This is a genomic window from Nocardioides massiliensis (assembly GCF_030811215.1).
In the GTDB taxonomy this organism is placed as follows: Bacteria; Actinomycetota; Actinomycetes; order Propionibacteriales; family Nocardioidaceae; genus Nocardioides_A; species Nocardioides_A massiliensis.
The window spans coordinates 3,848,635-3,865,022 of the sequence record NZ_JAUSQM010000001.1 but is presented as its reverse complement, the minus strand read 5'-3'; the positions used below and the strand labels follow the sequence as shown (position 1 = coordinate 3,865,022).

Annotated in this window: 13 protein-coding genes, 1 tRNA gene and 1 pseudogene; 11 read left to right on the top strand and 4 right to left on the bottom strand. The window is 71.4% G+C overall.

What is annotated here, in order from left to right; genetic code table 11:
* The first annotated feature begins 5 nt into the window (after nt 1-5).
* Together J2S59_RS19030 and speB are read left to right on the top strand one after the other, a co-directional pair.
* Nucleotides 6-1,466: a carboxylesterase/lipase family protein gene (locus J2S59_RS19030; RefSeq protein ID WP_068121292.1), complete on the top strand. Its 1,461-nt coding sequence runs from the start codon at nt 6-8 to the stop codon at nt 1,464-1,466.
* Nucleotides 1,463-2,395 (top strand): agmatinase, encoded by a 933-nt coding sequence (gene speB / locus J2S59_RS19025; protein ID WP_068121293.1) that lies wholly within the window; start codon nt 1,463-1,465, stop codon nt 2,393-2,395. Before J2S59_RS19030 ends, speB begins: the two co-directional genes overlap by 4 nt.
* A gap of 42 nt (nt 2,396-2,437) precedes the next feature.
* Here the strand turns inward: speB and selB are convergent, their stop codons facing one another.
* From selB to J2S59_RS19010, 3 genes are all read right to left on the bottom strand, one after another.
* The gene (gene selB / locus J2S59_RS19020; protein ID WP_220138472.1) at nt 2,438-4,189 is read right to left on the bottom strand and encodes a selenocysteine-specific translation elongation factor; all 1,752 of its coding nucleotides are present in this window, start codon (nt 4,187-4,189) and stop codon (nt 2,438-2,440) included.
* Nucleotides 4,186-5,457, bottom strand: a complete 1,272-nt coding sequence (gene selA, locus J2S59_RS19015) for an L-seryl-tRNA(Sec) selenium transferase (protein WP_306825400.1) — start codon at nt 5,455-5,457, stop codon at nt 4,186-4,188. The genes selB and selA overlap by 4 nt, the downstream gene beginning before the upstream one ends.
* Before the next feature lie 272 nt (nt 5,458-5,729).
* A tRNA-Sec gene (locus tag J2S59_RS19010) sits at nt 5,730-5,824 on the bottom strand.
* A gap of 23 nt (nt 5,825-5,847) precedes the next feature.
* On the opposite strand from J2S59_RS19010, the gene selD reads away from it, so the two are divergent.
* The 7 genes and pseudogenes from selD (at nt 5,848) to J2S59_RS18980 (ending at nt 14,717) form a co-directional block, all read left to right on the top strand.
* Nucleotides 5,848-6,840 carry a selenide, water dikinase SelD gene (gene selD / locus J2S59_RS19005; protein WP_068117939.1) on the top strand — a complete coding sequence of 331 codons (993 nt, stop codon included), beginning with the start codon at nt 5,848-5,850 and terminating at the stop codon, nt 6,838-6,840.
* Nucleotides 6,841-6,889: 49 nt separating this feature from the next.
* Complete coding sequence (locus tag J2S59_RS19000) at nt 6,890-8,170, top strand: L-lactate MFS transporter (protein ID WP_068117942.1); 1,281 nt, start codon at nt 6,890-6,892, stop codon at nt 8,168-8,170.
* Nucleotides 8,167-8,733: a dehydrogenase gene (locus J2S59_RS20465; protein WP_068117945.1), complete on the top strand. Its 567-nt coding sequence runs from the start codon at nt 8,167-8,169 to the stop codon at nt 8,731-8,733. The genes J2S59_RS19000 and J2S59_RS20465 overlap by 4 nt, the downstream gene beginning before the upstream one ends.
* Before the next feature lie 12 nt (nt 8,734-8,745).
* A pseudogene (gene fdh, locus J2S59_RS18995) lies at nt 8,746-11,508 on the top strand (formate dehydrogenase); the annotation flags it as partial.
* Nucleotides 11,505-12,443, top strand: a complete 939-nt coding sequence (locus tag J2S59_RS18990; protein ID WP_068117951.1) for a 4Fe-4S dicluster domain-containing protein — start codon at nt 11,505-11,507, stop codon at nt 12,441-12,443. The pseudogene fdh and the gene J2S59_RS18990, both read left to right, overlap by 4 nt.
* Complete coding sequence (gene nrfD, locus J2S59_RS18985) at nt 12,440-13,462, top strand: NrfD/PsrC family molybdoenzyme membrane anchor subunit (protein ID WP_220138321.1); 1,023 nt, start codon at nt 12,440-12,442, stop codon at nt 13,460-13,462. Before J2S59_RS18990 ends, nrfD begins: the two co-directional genes overlap by 4 nt.
* Before the next feature lie 109 nt (nt 13,463-13,571).
* Nucleotides 13,572-14,717, top strand: a complete 1,146-nt coding sequence (locus J2S59_RS18980; RefSeq protein ID WP_181641596.1) for a hypothetical protein — start codon at nt 13,572-13,574, stop codon at nt 14,715-14,717.
* A 27-nt stretch (nt 14,718-14,744) separates the two neighbouring features.
* Here J2S59_RS18980 and J2S59_RS18975 read toward each other — a convergent pair whose 3' ends face one another.
* On the bottom strand, nt 14,745-15,173 hold the full coding sequence (locus J2S59_RS18975; protein WP_068117958.1) for a universal stress protein: 429 nt from the start codon (nt 15,171-15,173) through the stop codon (nt 14,745-14,747).
* 104 nt (nt 15,174-15,277) lie between these two features.
* On the opposite strand from J2S59_RS18975, the gene J2S59_RS18970 reads away from it, so the two are divergent.
* Entirely contained in the window at nt 15,278-15,586 is a 309-nt protein-coding gene (locus J2S59_RS18970) for a DUF1360 domain-containing protein (RefSeq protein WP_068117961.1), read from the top strand.
* Between the two features lie 7 nt (nt 15,587-15,593).
* Nucleotides 15,594-16,388, top strand: a complete 795-nt coding sequence (locus J2S59_RS18965) for an MBL fold metallo-hydrolase (protein WP_068117963.1) — start codon at nt 15,594-15,596, stop codon at nt 16,386-16,388.

The window sequence follows — 16,388 nt, the reverse complement described above, 5'->3', positions numbered from 1 at the left end:
CCCGGATGGAACCCGTCGTGCAGACACGTCAGGGCCGCGTGCGCGGCACGGTCGAGGATGGCGTCGCCCGCTACCTCGGCATCCCGTACGCCGCCAGCCCCGTCGGCGAGCGGCGCTTCGCCGCCCCGGTCCCTCCGGACCCGTGGGATGGGGAACGCGCGGCGCTGGAGTTCGGGCCCACCCCGCCCTCGCCGGGGTACAGCCCGCCGTACGCCCGGATCCTGCACCAGCCCTCGATCCCCGGTGATGACTGGCTGACGCTCAACGTGTGGACCCCGGACAATGCGGCCGGGCTGCCGGTCATGGTGTGGATCCACGGTGGCGCGTTCACGATGGGCAACAGCGCAGCCGGGATGTATGACGGGAGCGCCTTTGCCCGCGACGGCGTGGTGCTGGTGACGATCAACTATCGCCTCGGTGTGGACGGGTTCGGCTACCTGCCCGACGCGCCGGCGCCGGTCAACCGCGGCCTGCTCGACCAGGTCGCGGCGCTGGAGTGGGTGCGCGACAACATCGCCGCTTTCGGTGGCGACCCGGACCGCGTGACGATCTTCGGCGAGTCCGCCGGGGCGATGAGCGTCGTCAGCCTGATGGCGATGCCCAGCGCACGTGGCTTGTTCGCCGGAGCCGTCGCGCAGAGCGGCGCGGCCCAGGCCGCCGCGACGCCCGAAGACGCAGCACGCGTCACCGACGAGGTTGCGCGCCAGCTCGGTGTGGAGCCGCGAGCCACGGAGATCGCGGCGGTCGGCATCAAGGAGCTCAACGCCGCACAGAACGCCGCGGGCAACGCGGTGAGCGCCGCCCCGAAGGAGTACGGCGAGTCGATCGCAGCCGCGCAGATGGCGTTCGTGCCCGTGGTCGACGGGGAGATCCTGCCCGAGCACCCGCTCGCCGCCATCCGCTCCGGGAGCGCGCAGCAGGTGCCGCTGCTGACGGGGACGACGACGGAGGAGTACCGCTTCTTCCTCGTGCCCGAGGGGCTCGTCGACGAGATCACCGACGCCCGCCTGGCGAAGATGGCGCAGGCGCGTGGAGTGCCAGACGAGATCATCGCGGTCTACCGCGCCAACCGTCCCGACGCGACACCGGCCGACGTGGCCGTCGCCCTCCTCAGCGACGCGTTCTTCCGGCTGCCGGCGCTCGACCTGGTCGACGCCCACGACGGTCCCGCGTGGGTCTATGAGTTCGCCTGGCAGAACCCCCACCTGGGACTCGGCGCGGCCCACGCGATGGAGATCCCGTTCGTCTTCGACACCTTGCGCGCACCCCACGCCGCCGACCTGGCCGGGCCCCAGGCACCGCAGACCCTGGCCGACACCATGCACGCCGCCTGGGTGCGCTTCGCCCGCGACGGCGACCCGGGCTGGGCGACGTACGACGTCGAGCGACCGGTCATGGTCTTCCGTGAGACCAACTCCGCGGTGGTCGAGGATCCGCGCGGCGACGAGAGGATGGCGTGGCGATGATCATCGGTCAGCGGGACGAGCCCGGGATGCCGCGTTATGGCGGGATCGCGACCTTCGCGCTGCTCCCGCGCATCGAGGACGTGGAACGCGCCGACATCGCGGTGCTCGGCATCCCGTTCGACGCCGGCACGAGCTTCCGCCCGGGTGCGCGGTTCGGTCCGTCGCACATCCGCGAGAACTCCCGGCAGTTGCACCCCTACCACCAGATCCACGACGCCTACCCGTTCCGCGACCTGCAGGTCGTCGACGCCGGTGACGTCGCGGTCGGGCCCTACGACATCCCCGCCGCGATCGACGACATCCAGGCGCACGCGGAGCGGCTCACCGACGCCGGGGCGCGGGTCGTCGCGCTCGGCGGAGACCACACCGTCGCGCTGCCGCTGCTGCGGGCCGCCGCCAAGCACCACGGGCCGCTGGCCGTGCTCCACTTCGACGCACACCTCGACACCTGGGACGTCCTGCACGGCGCCGACATCTGGCACGGATCACCCTTCCGTCGCGCGGCCGAGGAAGGCCTGCTCGACCTCGACCACTGCCAGCACGTCGGTATCCGTGGCGGCGTCTACGGGCCCGAGGAGCTCGAGGACGACGCGCGCGCCGGCTTCGCGCTCATCCGCAGCGAGGAGTTCGCGACCAGCTCGGTCGAGGCGATCGCCGAGCGCGTACGCCGCCGCCTCGGCGACCGGCCGGTCTACGTCTCCATCGACATCGACGTGCTCGACCCGGCGCACGCGCCCGGCACCGGTACGCCGGAGGTGGCCGGCCTCAGCACGCGCGAGATGTTCACGCTGCTGCGGCTCTTCCGCGGCCTGGACATCGTCGGCGCGGACGTCGTCGAGGTGGCCCCGGCGTACGACCATGCGGGGCTGACCGGGCTCGCCGCTGCGCACACGGCGTGGGAGCTGATCACCTTGATGGGCTTGCGCTGAGTCGCCACTGCATCTCGATACGCCGGTGCCGCCTTCGCGAGCTCAGGCGCCTCCGGCTACTCGATGACCGGTTGTGCTGCGGCGATCGTCGGCGTGCCGCGTGGTGAGCCCGGCGCGGTCGAGGTGTGCGAGCAGGGGGAGCGCGACCCGGCGGCTGGTGCCCAGTCGCTGACGCGCCTCGCTGGTCGTGAAGGGCTGGGGGATTTCGCTCAACCACGCGGCCGCACGACTCGCTGCGTCGGGGAGCAGCACGATGCCGTCCCCGAGATCGAGCAGCCGACCGGCGCGTGCGGCGACGGCGATCGCCTTGTGGTGCAGGCCGAGCTCGCGCAAGCGGTCCGCGGTGGGGGCGGCGAAGGGTTCCTGGGCCAGGTCCGTCTCGACGGCAGCGACGCCGCGCTCGATCGCGTCCGGCAACCCGATCCGCGGCGCGGTTGCGGTCACCCGGCCCTGCTCGAGGCGGAGCTCCTGCGGCATGAGCCGCCCGACGAGCTCGGGCGAGGGGAGCCGCAGGGCACGCGCCAGGGCGGGCAGCGCCATCCCCGGCTCGAGCGGGTGCTGGTCGTCGTACGCCTTCACGACCGCCACCATCCGCTCGGCGATCAGCCTGCGCGCACGGTCACCGACCAACCACTCGTCGGCTTCCGCAGGCACCGGTACGCCGATCCGCCGCAGCAGGTCGGCCGGTGCGACGCCGCGCCGCTCGAGCTCGGAGGCGAGGCTGGGTCGGTCGTCGAGGTCGGCGAGCACCTGTGCTCGTCGGGCACTCGCTCCCCGGCGACGAAGCGCCGGGGGCGACGGGTCGAGGACGCGGACGCCCCACAGCTCGCGGGTGCCGGGGTCGCGCAGGAGGGCGCGGTCACCGATGCGCAGGGGCAGGGCGCGATCCAGGGTCAGCCGGGCGTGCGCGTCGTCGAAGCGCCGTGCGCGCACCTGCATCGAGGTCGCGCCGATGTGCAGGACCGGGTGCTCCGGCAGCGCGCCGTCGCCCACGACCCGGACGTCGACCGAGGTGGTGAAGTGCCACGCGTCCGGGGTGACGAGCACGGTGTCCCGCTCGATCTCGACCTTGTCGTCGGCGACGACGTTGAGCGCGACCCGAGCGACTCCGGATACCTGATCGCGCTGGGTGCCGAGCGCCTGCACGCCCCGGACCCGGACAGTCCCGTCACCCGTCGCCAACCGGTCCCCGACCCGCACGGTCCCGGCGGGCAGCGTCCCGGTGACGACGGTGCCTGCACCGCGGGCGTGGAAGGCGCGGTCGGCCCAGATGCGGACATCGGTGCCGGGGTCCTGTGCCGGCATCCGTCCCAGCAGCGCCGCCAACGCCGTGCGCAGCTCGTCCAGTCCCGCACCGGTCGCGGCGCTCACGGCCAGCACCTGCGCGTGCCGCAACGAGGTGCGTGCGACCTCCTCCCGGGCGCGCGCCAGCATCGGAGCTGGATCGGCGAGGTCGGAGCGCGTCACGGCGACCACGCCGTGGGAGACGCCGAGGGCGTCGAGGGCGGCGAGGTGCTCGGCGGCCTGCGGCATCCACGGGTCGTCGGCGGCGACGACCAAGAGCACCGCCGGCACCGGACCGACGCCGGCGAGCATCGTGCGCAGGAACTTCTCGTGACCCGGTACGTCGACGAACGCCACCTCGCCGGCCTCCGGCAGCGTCGTCCAGACGTAGCCGAGCTCGATCGACAGGCCGCGGCGCCGCTCCTCCTCGAGCCGGTCGGGCTCGGCGCCCGTCAGCGCCTTGACCAGCGTGGACTTGCCGTGGTCGACGTGTCCTGCGGTGGCGATCACGTGCATCGGCGTACGGCCTCCACCAGCACCGGGTCGTCCGCGGGGTCCACGGCGAGCAGGTCGAGCAGGAGGCGACCGTCGTGCACGCGTCCCACCACCGGCCGGTCACCGGTGCGCAGCGGCTCTGCCAACCCCGCGGGCAACGACACCGCGGCGCTGGGCAGCTCGACGCCGGGAGCGCCGCCACCGCCGACCGCTCCCGCCGTCACGACGGCCTCGACCGCCAGGCCGGGGACCGTCGCCAGCTCCTCGACGATCCGCTGCGCACGAGCCAGCAGGTCGTCGGGCATGCGGGCCAGCGCAGCCGCGACCGGCGGTGTCGGACCGGTGAGCGTCGCCTCCAACGCAGCGAGCGTCAGCTTGTCGACGCGCAGGGCGCGGGCGAACGGGTGGCGGCGCAGTCGCTCGACGAGCTCGGCGTCGCCGAGCAGCAGCCCCGCCTGCGGGCCCCCGAGCAGCTTGTCGCCCGATGCGGTCACGATCGTCGCCCCGGCACGCAGCGCCGAGTCGGCGTCCGGCTCCTGCGGCAGCCGCGGATGGGGACGGAGCAGACCGGACCCGATGTCGACGACGACCGGCACGGGCAGCCCGGCGAGCTCGCGCACGCCCACGGCCGCGGTGAAGCCCTCCACGACGAAGTTGGACGGGTGGACCTTGAGGACGAACGCCGTCCGCTCGCTCAACGCCGCCTCGTAGTCGGCCAGCCGCACGCGGTTGGTGGTGCCGACCTCGACGAGCCGCGCGCCGATCGACTCCAGCAGCTCGGGGATGCGGAAGCCGTCGCCGATCTCGACCATCTCGCCGCGGGCGACCACGACCTCGCGACCTGCCGCGAGTGCGAGCGTCACCAGGCCGAGGGCCGCGGCGCCGTTGTTGACCACGTGTACGCCGCCCGCAGCCGGCACCGCGGCCGCCAGGGCTGCGAGTGTGCCGCGACCACGACGGTCCCGGCGTCCGGTGGCGAGCGAGAGCTCGACGTCGGTCGCGCCGGCCGCGATGGTCATGGCGTCGACCGCAGCGGACGAGAGCGGGGCGCGGCCCAGGTTCGTGTGGACCACGACGCCCGTGGCGTTGATGACCGACCGCAGCGTCGTCGCCGCCGACGGCAACCCGGCCACCGCGGCGTCGGCGACCTCGCCGGGCGACAGCTCGCCCGTGCGGCACCGGGCGAGCGCCTCGAGGACCACCTGCTTCACCAGCCCCGGCCCCAGCCGGTCGGCTGCCCCGACCAGGCGCGGATCGGCCAGGACCTCGTCGGTGCGGGGCACGTGTCGTCGAGGATCCTCCACCCGCAGCATGCTAGCCAGCAGGCGGGTCCCCGAGGTCAGTGGCGTCGCGTGGTGTGCCGGGGTCCTCGGTCGAGCCGCGGGACGACCACGTGGAGGATCACCGTGGCGGCAGCAGGGCCAGGAGGATGATGAACGCGGCGACCATGACGATCCCCGTCTGCGCGGGATGCTGAGCATCCGGTGACTGCTCCGCTGCTGAGGGCTCGGAGTCGATGCCCCGGGGGAGGGCCGCCCAAACGCCCCAGAAGACCTGGCGGAGGCGGACGGGAATCGAACCCGCCGGGGACAGCTACTGCCCCCCTACGGTTTTGAGGACCGCGCCCGTCACCAGACGAGGTACGCCTCCGCCGTCACCGTACCCTCGGGCACATGACGACCGACGAGCGCGTTCGCCTGACCCAGTTCGCCGCCGGTGGCGGGTGTGCCTGCAAGGTCCCGCCGGGGGAGCTCGAGGCGGTGCTGGCCGGTCTGCCCAACAGCCTGGCGGGCGGTGACCTGCTCGTCGGACTCGACCACGGCGACGACGCGGCCGCCGTACGCATCTCGGGCGACCAGGCCGTCATCGCCACCGCCGACTTCTTCACCCCGGTCGTCGATGACGCCTTCGAGTGGGGTCGCATCGCCGCCACCAACGCGCTGTCGGACGTCTATGCCATGGGCGGTACGCCGATCGTCGGCGTCAACCTGCTCGGCTGGCCGCGCGACAAGATCCCCTTCGAGCTCGCCGCCGAGGTGCTGCGTGGCGGGGGAGAGGTGTGCGCGGCGGCGGGCGCCTACCTCGCCGGCGGCCACAGCATCGACGACCCCGAGCCGAAGTACGGCGTCGCCGTCACCGGCCTGGCCCACCCCGACAAGCTCCTGCGCAACGACGCCGCCGAGCCCGGCACTCCGCTCACCCTCACCAAGCCGATCGGCGTCGGCATCCTCAACAACCGGCACAAGGCGACCGGTGAGTGGTTCGCGGAGGCGGTCGCCGTGATGACCACCCTCAACCGCGAGGCCAGCGAGCAGGCGGTGGCGCTCGGGCTGCGTGCCGCCACCGACATCACCGGATTCGGGCTGCTGGGCCACCTCCGCAAGATGATGCGCGCCTCCGGCACGACCGCGGTGATCGACGCCGCCGCGGTGCCGTACGTCGAAGGGGCCCGCAGGTCGTTCGCCGAGGGCTTCGTCCCCGGCGGCAGCCGGCGCAACCTCGACTGGGTGCAGCCCGACCTCGACAGCGCCGTCAGCGAGGACGAGCTCGTCCTGCTCGCGGATGCCCAGACCTCCGGAGGGTTGCTGGTGGTCGGGGAGATCCCGGGCTACCCGGTCGTCGGCGAGGTGGTCCAGCGCGGCGAGCACGCCATCGTCGTGCGCTGAGTCACAGCGCGGGCGCATGACCCGGCATCCGCCTGGGTAGGGCCCCCGCATGGCAGACAACGACGTCACGCCGGGTCGCTTCCGTTGGTTGCTGGTCGCTGCCGCCCTCCTGCTGCAGTTCTCGATCGGTGCGGTCTACGCGTGGTCGGTCTTCGGAGGCGCGTTCGAGGAGGCCGACAACTTCGAGGTGTCGAAGCTGCAGTCCTCGTTGCCGTTCACGGTGACGATCGGGATGATCTTCGTCGGCACCTACCTCGGCGGCCGGCTGCAGGACCTGCGCGGACCCCGCACCGTGGCGATCATCGGCGGCGTCGTCTACTCCGCCGGCATCATCCTCGCCTCCTTCGCCAACAGCGCCGACACCTACTGGCTGGTGATCCTCGGGTACGGCGTCATCAGCGGCTTCGGTCTCGGACTGGCCTACATCGTCCCGATCGCGATGCTGCAGAAGTGGTTCCCCGACAAGACCGGCCTCATCACCGGACTGGCCGTCGGCGGGTTCGGCTTCGGCGCCGTGGCAACCTCGCCGGTCGCGCAGTGGCTGATCGACCGCAACCCCGACGACCCGGCCAACGCGTTCCTCCCGTTGGGCATCGCCTACCTGATCATGTCGCTCATCGGTGCGTCGTTCTTCCGCAACCCGCCGGAGGGCTACACCGTCCCAGGCCACGACTCAGGCGGCGGGGAGAGCGGGACCGCCGGCAAGGACTACACCCAGGGCGAGGCGCTGCGGACACCGCAGTGGTATCTCCTCACCGCCATCCTCACGCTCAGCGTCGGTGCCGGCATCGCCCTGATCTCGCAGGCCGCCGCGAGCGCGACCGACATCGCCGGCTTCAGCGCTGCCGGTGCGGCCACCGTGGTCGGCGTCCTCGCCGTCTTCAACGGTGCCGGCCGGATCGTGTGGGCGACGATCTCCGACTACATCGGTCGGATGCCGACCTTCGCACTGATCCTCGGGCTGCAGGGCGTGTGCCTGATCGTCCTGCCCCACGCCAGCAACGCGGTGCTCTTCGTCGTGCTCGCCTCGGTCATCTACCTCTGCTACGGCGGTGGCTTCGGCACCATGCCAGCGACCGCGGGCGACTTCTTCGGCGTCCGCAACGCCGGCGCCATCTACGGCCTGATGCTCATCGGCTGGAGCCTCGGCGGCGTCGTCGGGCCGATCGTGGCCTCGAGCCTCATCGGCAGCGACGAGGCCTACACGCTGGCCTACACCGTCATCGGTGCCGTCGCCGTCGCCTCGGTGCTGCTGACGTTCATCACCCGGGTGCCAAAGGACCGCAAACCGGATACGGTCGACTCCAGCCAACCCGGAGGTGGTCGATGACCAGGCGTTCGTTGTTGCCGTGGCCCGTGCTGCGTCAGCTCACCGGCAAGGACTTCCTCGGTCGCGGCTCCGCGGCGCGGTCCAAGCGGACCGACGAGATCACCCCGCGGACGGCCACCGCCGACCGGGTCGCCAACAGCGTCTGCCCCTACTGCGCGGTGGGCTGCGCGCAGAAGATCTTCGTCAAGGACGAGCAGATCGTGCAGATCGAGGGCGACCCCGACTCACCCGTCAACCGCGGGCGACTGTGCCCGAAGGGCTCGGCGAGCAAGAACCTCGTGACCAGCGAGCTGCGGGAGACCACGGTCCGCTACCGCCGCCCCTACAGCACCGAGTGGGAGGACCTCGACCTCTCGACCGCCATGGAGATGGTCGCCGACCGCGTGATGAAGACGCGCAAGGAGACCTGGCAGGAGCACGACGAGAAGGGCCGCAAGGTCCGCCGCACCATGGGCATCGCCAGCCTGGGCGGAGCGACCTTGGACAACGAGGAGAACTACCTCATCAAGAAGCTCTTCACGGCGATGGGCGCGATACAGATCGAGAACCAGGCCCGTATTTGACACTCCGCCACCGTCCCCGGTCTGGGGACCAGCTTCGGACGCGGCGGCGCCACGACCTTCCAGCAGGACCTGGCCAACGCTGACTGCATCATCATCCAGGGCTCCAACATGGCCGAGGCCCACCCCGTGGGCTTCCAGTGGGTGGTGGAGGCCAAGAAGCGTGGCGCCCGGGTGATCCACGTCGACCCGCGCTTCACGCGCACGAGCGCGATCGCGGACACGTTCGTCCCGATCCGCGTCGGCACCGACATCGCGTTCCTCGGCGGCATCGTCAACTACGTGCTGCAGAACGAGCTCGACTTCCGCGAGTACGTCGTCAACTACACCAACGCCAGCCACCTGGTCAGCGAGGACTTCCAGGACACCGACGACCTGGACGGGCTGTTCTCCGGGTTCGACCCGGAGACCCGGACCTACGACCCGACGAGCTGGCAGTACGACGTGGAGGACTCCGACGCCGAGCTCGGCGATGCCCAGCAGGAGACCTCCGAGGAGTCCGAGCAGGACCGCGAGACCGCCAACGCGCTGCAGCACGAGACTCACGGGCAACAGGTGGGCAGCCACCCGCGCCGCGACGAGACGCTGCAGGACCCGCGCTGCGTCTACCAGGTGCTGAAGCGGCACTTCTCGCGCTACACCCCGGAGATGGTGGAGCAGACCTGCGGGATCTCGCAGGAAGCGTTCCTGGACGTCTGCCGCGCCTGGGTGGAGAACTCCAACCGCGAGCGCACCACTGCGCTGGTCTACAGCGTCGGCTGGACCCAGCACAGCGTCGGCGTGCAATACATCCGCACCGGCTCGATCCTGCAGCTGCTGCTGGGCAACATGGGTCGTCCCGGTGGCGGCATCATGGCGCTGCGCGGTCACGCCAGCATCCAGGGCTCGACCGATATCCCGACGCTGTTCAACCTGCTGCCCGGCTACCTGCCGATGCCGACCCCCGACGACCACGAGACCTTGCAGGACTGGGTCGACTCGATCCGCAAGCCGGGGTCGAAGGGGTTCTGGGCCAACGCGGGCGCGTACGCCGTCAACCTGCTCAAGGCCTACTGGGGTGACGCCGCCACCGCCGACAACGACTACTGCTTCGACTACCTGCCGCGCATCACCGGCGACCACGGCACCTACCGGTCCGTGCTCGACATGATCGACGGCAAGGTCAAGGGCTACTTCCTGCTCGGCCAGAACCCGGCCGTCGGCTCGGCCCACGGCCGCGCCCAACGACTCGGGATGGCCAACCTCGACTGGCTGGTCGTGCGCGACCTGTTCGAGATCGAGAGCGCGAGCTTCTGGAAGGACTCCCCGGAGGTCGAGACCGGCGAGATCGTGCCCGAGGAGTGCCGCACCGAGGTGTTCCTCTTCCCGGCGGCGTCGTACGCCGAGAAGGAGGGCACCTTCACCCAGACGCAGCGCATGCTCCAGTGGCGCGAGAAGGCCGTGAACCCACCCGGCGACGCCCGCTCGGAGCTGTGGTTCTTCTACCACCTGGGCCGGCTGCTGCGTGAGCGGTTGGAGGGCTCCACCGATGAGCGCGACCGCCCGCTGCTCGACCTCGCCTGGGACTACGACACCCACGACGAGGCCGAGCTCGACGGATGGGGCGAGCCCAGCGCCGAGCAGGTGCTCATGGAGATCAACGGCTACGAGATCGAGTCCAAGCGCCCGTTGTCGGCGTTCACCGAGATGAAGGACGACGGCTCCACGCTCGGCGGCTGCTGGATCTACACCGGGGTGTTCGCCGACGGCGTCAACCAGGCCCACCGGCGCAAGCCGGGATCCGAGCAGTCCTACGTCGCCCCCGAGTGGGGCTGGGCGTGGCCCGCCAACCGGCGGATGCTCTACAACCGTGCCTCCGCCGACCCCGAGGGCAGGCCCTGGAGCGAGCGGAAGAAGTACGTCTGGTGGGACGAGGAGGCCCAGGAGTGGACCGGTCTCGACGTGCCCGACTTCCAGAAGACGAAGCCCCCGTCCTATCGCACCCCGGAGGGCGCCGAGGGCACCGACGCGATCGAGGGGATCGACCCGTTCATCATGCAAGGTGACGGGAAGGGTGCGCTCTATGTGCCGCAGGGCCTGATCGACGGACCGATGCCGACCCACTACGAGCCGGTCGAGTCACCGTTCCGCAACCCCCTCTACGGGCAGCAGTCCAACCCGACCCGCAAGGAGTACCGCCGCGACGACAACCCGATGAACCCGTCGCCGCCGGAGGAGCACGGCGACGTGTTCCCGTTCATCTTCACGACCAGCCGGCTCACCGAGCACCACACCGCCGGCGGGATGAGCCGCTACCTCGAGCACCTCGCCGAGCTGCAGCCGGAAATGTTCGTCGAGGTCTCGCCCCAGCTCGCCGAGCTGCAGGGCCTGGAGCACCTCGGCTGGTGTCACGTGGTGACGGCGCGGTCGGCGGTGGAGGGTCGGGTGCTGATCACCGAACGGCTGCGACCGCTGCGGGTCGAGGGTCGCACGGTCCACCAGGTGTGGCTGCCCTACCACTGGGGCACGGGCGGCATGGTGACCGGTGACTCCGCCAACGATCTCTTCGGGATCACGCTCGACCCCAACGTGCTGATCCAGGAGAGCAAGGTCGGCACCTGCGACGTGCTGCCCGGTCGCCGCCCCACGGGGGTCGAGCTGCGGCGGTTCATCGCCGACTACCGGCTCCGCGCCGGGGTCAACGACGACGAGTACCCACCGATCGTGACCAGCTCCTCGGCGCGCCAGCCGACCCACGACGTGCACGACGAGACCGGGAAGGGGACGAGCCAGGAGTGATCGGGCGCAACAGTCTCTTCGGGCCGGTGGACCCGGCCGCCGATGCCGGGTACGACGACCACCCCAAGCGCAAGGGCTTCTTCACCGACACCAGCGTGTGCATCGGTTGCAAGGCCTGCGAGGTGGCGTGCAAGGAGTGGAACGACGTCCCGGAGAACCTCTTCGAGATGCTCGGCACCTCCTACGACAACAGCCACTCCCTGAACGCGAACCAGTGGCGCCATGTCGCGTTCGTCGAGCGGCCGGCCAAGCCGCCGGTCGACCTCGGGATGCCGTCGATGGGTCCGGGTGGGGTCGCGGTCGACGCGGTGACCCAGCAGACCGAGGTGGCGGGCTCGGCCGAGGACATGGACTTCCGCTGGCTGATGTCGTCCGACGTCTGCAAGCACTGCACCCACGCTGCCTGCCTCGACGTGTGTCCCACGGGGTCGTTGTTCCGCAGCGAGTTCGGCACGGTCGTGGTGCAGGACGAGATCTGCAACGGCTGTGGCTACTGCGTGGCGGCGTGTCCGTACGGCGTCATCGACCGCCGCAAGGGACCCGACGGTGCCGACAACATCGGCATCGCCCAGAAGTGCACGCTCTGCTACGACCGGCTCACCGAGGACCAGGTCCCCGCGTGCGCCAAGGCGTGTCCCACCGAGTCGATCCTCTTCGGTGACGTCGAGGAGCTGCGGCAGACGGCCAACGACCGGGTCGCGCGCCTGCACGAGCAGGGCGTGATGGACGCGCGGCTCTATGGCAACGACCCGGAGGACGGCGTCGGCGGGACGGGTGCGTTCTTCCTGCTGCTCGACGAGCCCGAGGTCTACGGCCTCCCGCCGGACCCGGTCGTCACCACCAAGGACCTGCCGGCGATGTTCAACAGGGCCGGCATGGCCGCGCTCGCACTGCTTGCCGGTGGGGTCGTGTCGTTCCTGGGGCGCAAGCGATGAGCGCGAAGCAGCGGGAGGGACACCAGCAGGGCGAGCGCGAGGGCAAGCACCGCGGGTCGCCCGCGCGCGACAGCATGGTCCCGGAGGCGGAGTTCGAGTCCTACTACGGCCGGCAGATCGTCAAGCCGGCTCCGTGGGAGCACGACATCGCCTACTACCTGTTCACCGGAGGCGTGGCAGCCGGCAGCGCGATCCTCGGCACGGGCGCCGAGCTGACCGGTCGTCCCGGGCTGAGCCGCGTCGCGCGCGCCGGCTCGCTGGTCGGCCTGCTGTCCAGCGTCTTCTTCCTCATCCACGACCTCGGCCGGCCCTCGCGCTTCCTCAACATGATGCGCGTGGTGAAGCTGACCTCACCGATGTCCGTCGGCACCTGGCTGCTGGCGCTGCACGGCCCGTTCGCCGGTCTCGCCTCGGTCGGCGAGGTGCTGCGCGTGCTGCCGCAGCGGTGGCAGCGCGGTCCGTTGGGGCTGGCCCTGAAGCTCAGCCGGCCCGCCGGGATCGTCGCCGCCGCGACCGCGCCTCCGGTTGCGGCGTACACCGCGGTCCTGCTCTCCGACACCGCGACGCCGGCGTGGCACGACGCCTACAAGGAGCTGCCGTACGTCTTCTGCGGCTCGGCAGCGGCAGCCTCGGGCGGCCTCGGGCTGATCGGCGCACCCCTGCACGAGGCCGGGCCGGCTCGGGCGTTCGCCGTCGGCGGCGCGCTCGTGGAGCTCGTGGTGGAGCACAAGATGGAGGAGTCCATGGGGCTCTCCGCCGAGACGCTGCACACCGGCACCGCCGGCAAATGGATGAAGGCGGCCAAGGTGCTCACGATCGCCGGTGCCGCAGGAGCAGTGCTCGGTCGGCGCTCGCGGGCGCTGTCGGTGCTCAGCGGCGCGGCGCTGATGGCCGGCTCGCTCAGCACCCGCCTCGGTGTCTTCGAGGCCGGTCTGGCCTCGGCGCGGGACCCGAAGTACACCGTCGTCCCGCAGCGCGAGCGGGTCGCGGCCGGCAACCCGGTGCGCTACGAAGGCTGATCTTCCGATCCTCTCCGCCACATCTGAGTAGGATCCGGTCCGCCCGTCATCGCGGTGTGTCCACGGGGGACATGCGGGCGGGGCACGAGAGCGGGGGAGCGGTATGCGCGTGCGCGCAGCAGCGATCAGTACGGCGCTGGTGAGCGCCACGCTGGTGGGCATCGGAAGTACGGCGACGGCCGTGGCGCCGGCGCCGGAGGCGGTCACGAAGACCGCGTCGGTGACGTTCCCCAGCTGCGAGCTGCGCGACCAGGACGACGAGCGCATCGGTGACCGGTTCCCGTGGACGACCGCGCTGACGCTCACGGTGGAGACTCCGGTCTCCGCCCGCGACCTCAACCACGTCGTCCGCGTCGACGTAGGTACGCCGATCGACTGGCCCGGCGGCGTGCTGCAGCTCGACACGGTCCGCGTGACGAAGACGTTCCGGTTCGCCGCCGGTGACGACACCGGCACCTTGCAGAGCGTGCGCACCAGTGACACAGCCAGCTTCGGTCCGCAACTGGCGATCGGCGAGCTCGAGGACACCAGCCACGTCTACGGCCGGTCGGGGTTCAAGGCGTGGAAGCCGCGGTCGCTGGAGGTGAAGATCACCGGCAACGCGGCAGGCACGACCGACTTCCGCTCCTACACGTTGTCGTGCGACCCGCTGCGCAACGCCCCGACGGTCGTCACCGCGGCGGTCTATGACGAGGCGAAGGCAGCGCGGCTCGACCTCAGGCGTCCCGATGGGCGCGCGATCGCCACCGCTGCGCAGGGCACCCGGGTGCGCTACGTCGGCCAGGACTTCGAGCCCCTCGGCACGGTCGTGCTGCGCCTGGGCCAGCACCGCGTAGTGACCACAAAGGCCGACCTCACCGGCGCGATCGTCGGCACCTTCCGCGTGCCTCCCACCCTGAAGGCGCGTGCCTGGCGCCTGGACGCGGTGGGCTCGAGTGCACTGAAGTCGGCCGAGCACAAGCACGTGTACGTCGTCCATCCGAAGGTGCGCGTCACGGCGCCGGCCCGCCGGCCGGCGGGTGCCCGGGTGAAGGTCGTCGGCGCGAAGTTCGTCGCCCAGGAGCGGGTGCGCGTGCAGCTGCGGGTCTACGGCAAGCGCACGGTGCGCGCCACGACCGTCGTGCGGGCCACGAAGGCCGGCCGGGTGACCGCACAGCTGCGCACCCGCCCGGCGCTGCGGGGCAACTACTACGAGATCGTCCTCACCGGTCTCGCGTCCGGGCGGAGCGCGACGACGTCGATCTACCTGCGCTGACGGGCGGGAGCCGGCGGGGGCTCCGGCTCAGTGCGTGTGGGCGATGTAGACGTCGCAGTCGGCGTGGCGCGCCACGTCGGCTGCGATGCTGCCCAGCACGCGCGCCAGTCCCTGCACGCGCTTGTTGCCGACGACGATCAGGTCGGCTCCGTGGTCGCGCGCGGCGTCGACCAGCGCCTCGGCCGGCTTGCCGCCGATGGCACGCGGGTTGACGGTGAGCCCGTCGAACTCGCCACGCAGCGTGCGCGCGACCTCGGTGGCGAGGGTCTGGGCCTCGTTCTCGTTGGAGAAGAAGAACTCCTCGCCACCGGCGTCGATGCGCTCGACCTCGAGCTTGCCGTAGGCGACCGCCACGTCGAGCTCCGCACCGGTCGCCGCGGCCAGGCCGGCGGCCTTCCGGGCGGCAGCCGCTGCGGTCTCGCTGCCGTCCACACCGACGATGATCCTGCTGACCATGCTGCCTCCTGAGGTCGTGGGATCCCACCGTAGCGGTGCCCACGGTTGTGACCGACGACGCGGGGTACCTCCCGGGCTGACCCCGCCACCCCGGAAGGAACCGCATGCGCGCATCTCGCACGGACGCCCTCGCCGACCTCGTCGTCGACGCGCTGGCGACGTACCGTCTCGTCAAGCTGATCCGTGACGACAAGATCACCGAGCCGGCCCGCGACGCCGTCGTCGACAAGCACGGGCCGCCAGCGAAGTCGAAGGTGTCCTACCTCGTCCACTGCCCGTGGTGTCTGTCCTTCTACTTCGGCGCGGCCCTGACCCTCGGGCGGCGGTTCGCCCCCGGCCCGACCAACGGTGTGTCCCGGACCTTCGCGCTCTCCGCGCTCGCTGGCATCGGCACCCAGCTCCTCGACAGCTGAGGCAGCGATGACGACGGCCACACCGAGCTCGCTCACGTTCGGGGGTACGGCGACCACGCTGTTGCGGCTCGGGGCGTTCACGCTGCTGACCGACCCGAACTTCCTGCACAAGGGCCAGCGCGCCTACCTCGGCAAGGGGCTGTGGTCCAAACGCCTGACCGAGCCGGCGCTGCAGCCCGGTGACCTCCCGCCGCTCGACGCGATCGTGCTGTCCCACCTGCACGGCGACCACTTCGATCGCATCGCGCGCCGCGAGCTCGCCCGTGAGCAGCCGGTCCTCACCACGCCTGCGGCTGCCCGCAAGCTCTCCCAGTGGGGCTTCGAGGCCGAGGGGCTGCGCGACTGGGAGCAGGTGCGGCTGACCAAGGGCGACGAGGAGCTCGTCGTCGAGGCGGTGCCGGGGATCCACGCCCGGGGCGTGCTGGGTGCGCTGCTGCCTCCCGTGATGGGCTCGGTGCTCGAGCACCGCGTGGGCGGCGAGGTGCAGCGCCGTGTCTACATCAGCGGCGACACCCTGACCGGCGACCACGTCTCCCAGATCGCCGAGCGGCATCCCGACCTCGACCTGGCGATCGTCCACCTGGGCGGCACCCGCGTCCTGTTCCACACCGTCACGATGGACGCCGAGCAGGGCGTGGACTTCCTGAGCCGGGTGCGTCCGCGCCACGCCGTGCCAGTCCACTACGACGACTACGGCGTCTTCGTCTCGCCGCTGCAGGACTTCCTCGACCGCGCCGCCGACGCCGGCCTGCCCACCGAGGTCCGCAAGGTCGAGCGAGGTCAGACGATTCAGCTCGGCTGA

Excerpts from the sequence above, each read along its gene's own strand:
- J2S59_RS19000 (WP_068117942.1), top strand. The coding sequence starts at position 6,890 with ATGGCAGACAACGACGTCACGCCGGGTCGCTTCCGTTGGTTGCTGGTC.
- selD (WP_068117939.1), top strand. The coding sequence starts at position 5,848 with ATGACGACCGACGAGCGCGTTCGCCTGACCCAGTTCGCCGCCGGTGGC.
- J2S59_RS18965 (WP_068117963.1), top strand. The coding sequence starts at position 15,594 with ATGACGACGGCCACACCGAGCTCGCTCACGTTCGGGGGTACGGCGACC.
- J2S59_RS20465 (WP_068117945.1), top strand. The coding sequence starts at position 8,167 with ATGACCAGGCGTTCGTTGTTGCCGTGGCCCGTGCTGCGTCAGCTCACC.
- speB (WP_068121293.1), top strand. The coding sequence starts at position 1,463 with ATGATCATCGGTCAGCGGGACGAGCCCGGGATGCCGCGTTATGGCGGG.
- J2S59_RS18975 (WP_068117958.1), bottom strand. The coding sequence starts at position 15,173 with ATGGTCAGCAGGATCATCGTCGGTGTGGACGGCAGCGAGACCGCAGCG.
- J2S59_RS19030 (WP_068121292.1), top strand. The coding sequence starts at position 6 with ATGGAACCCGTCGTGCAGACACGTCAGGGCCGCGTGCGCGGCACGGTC.
- nrfD (WP_220138321.1), top strand. The coding sequence starts at position 12,440 with ATGAGCGCGAAGCAGCGGGAGGGACACCAGCAGGGCGAGCGCGAGGGC.
- J2S59_RS18970 (WP_068117961.1), top strand. The coding sequence starts at position 15,278 with ATGCGCGCATCTCGCACGGACGCCCTCGCCGACCTCGTCGTCGACGCG.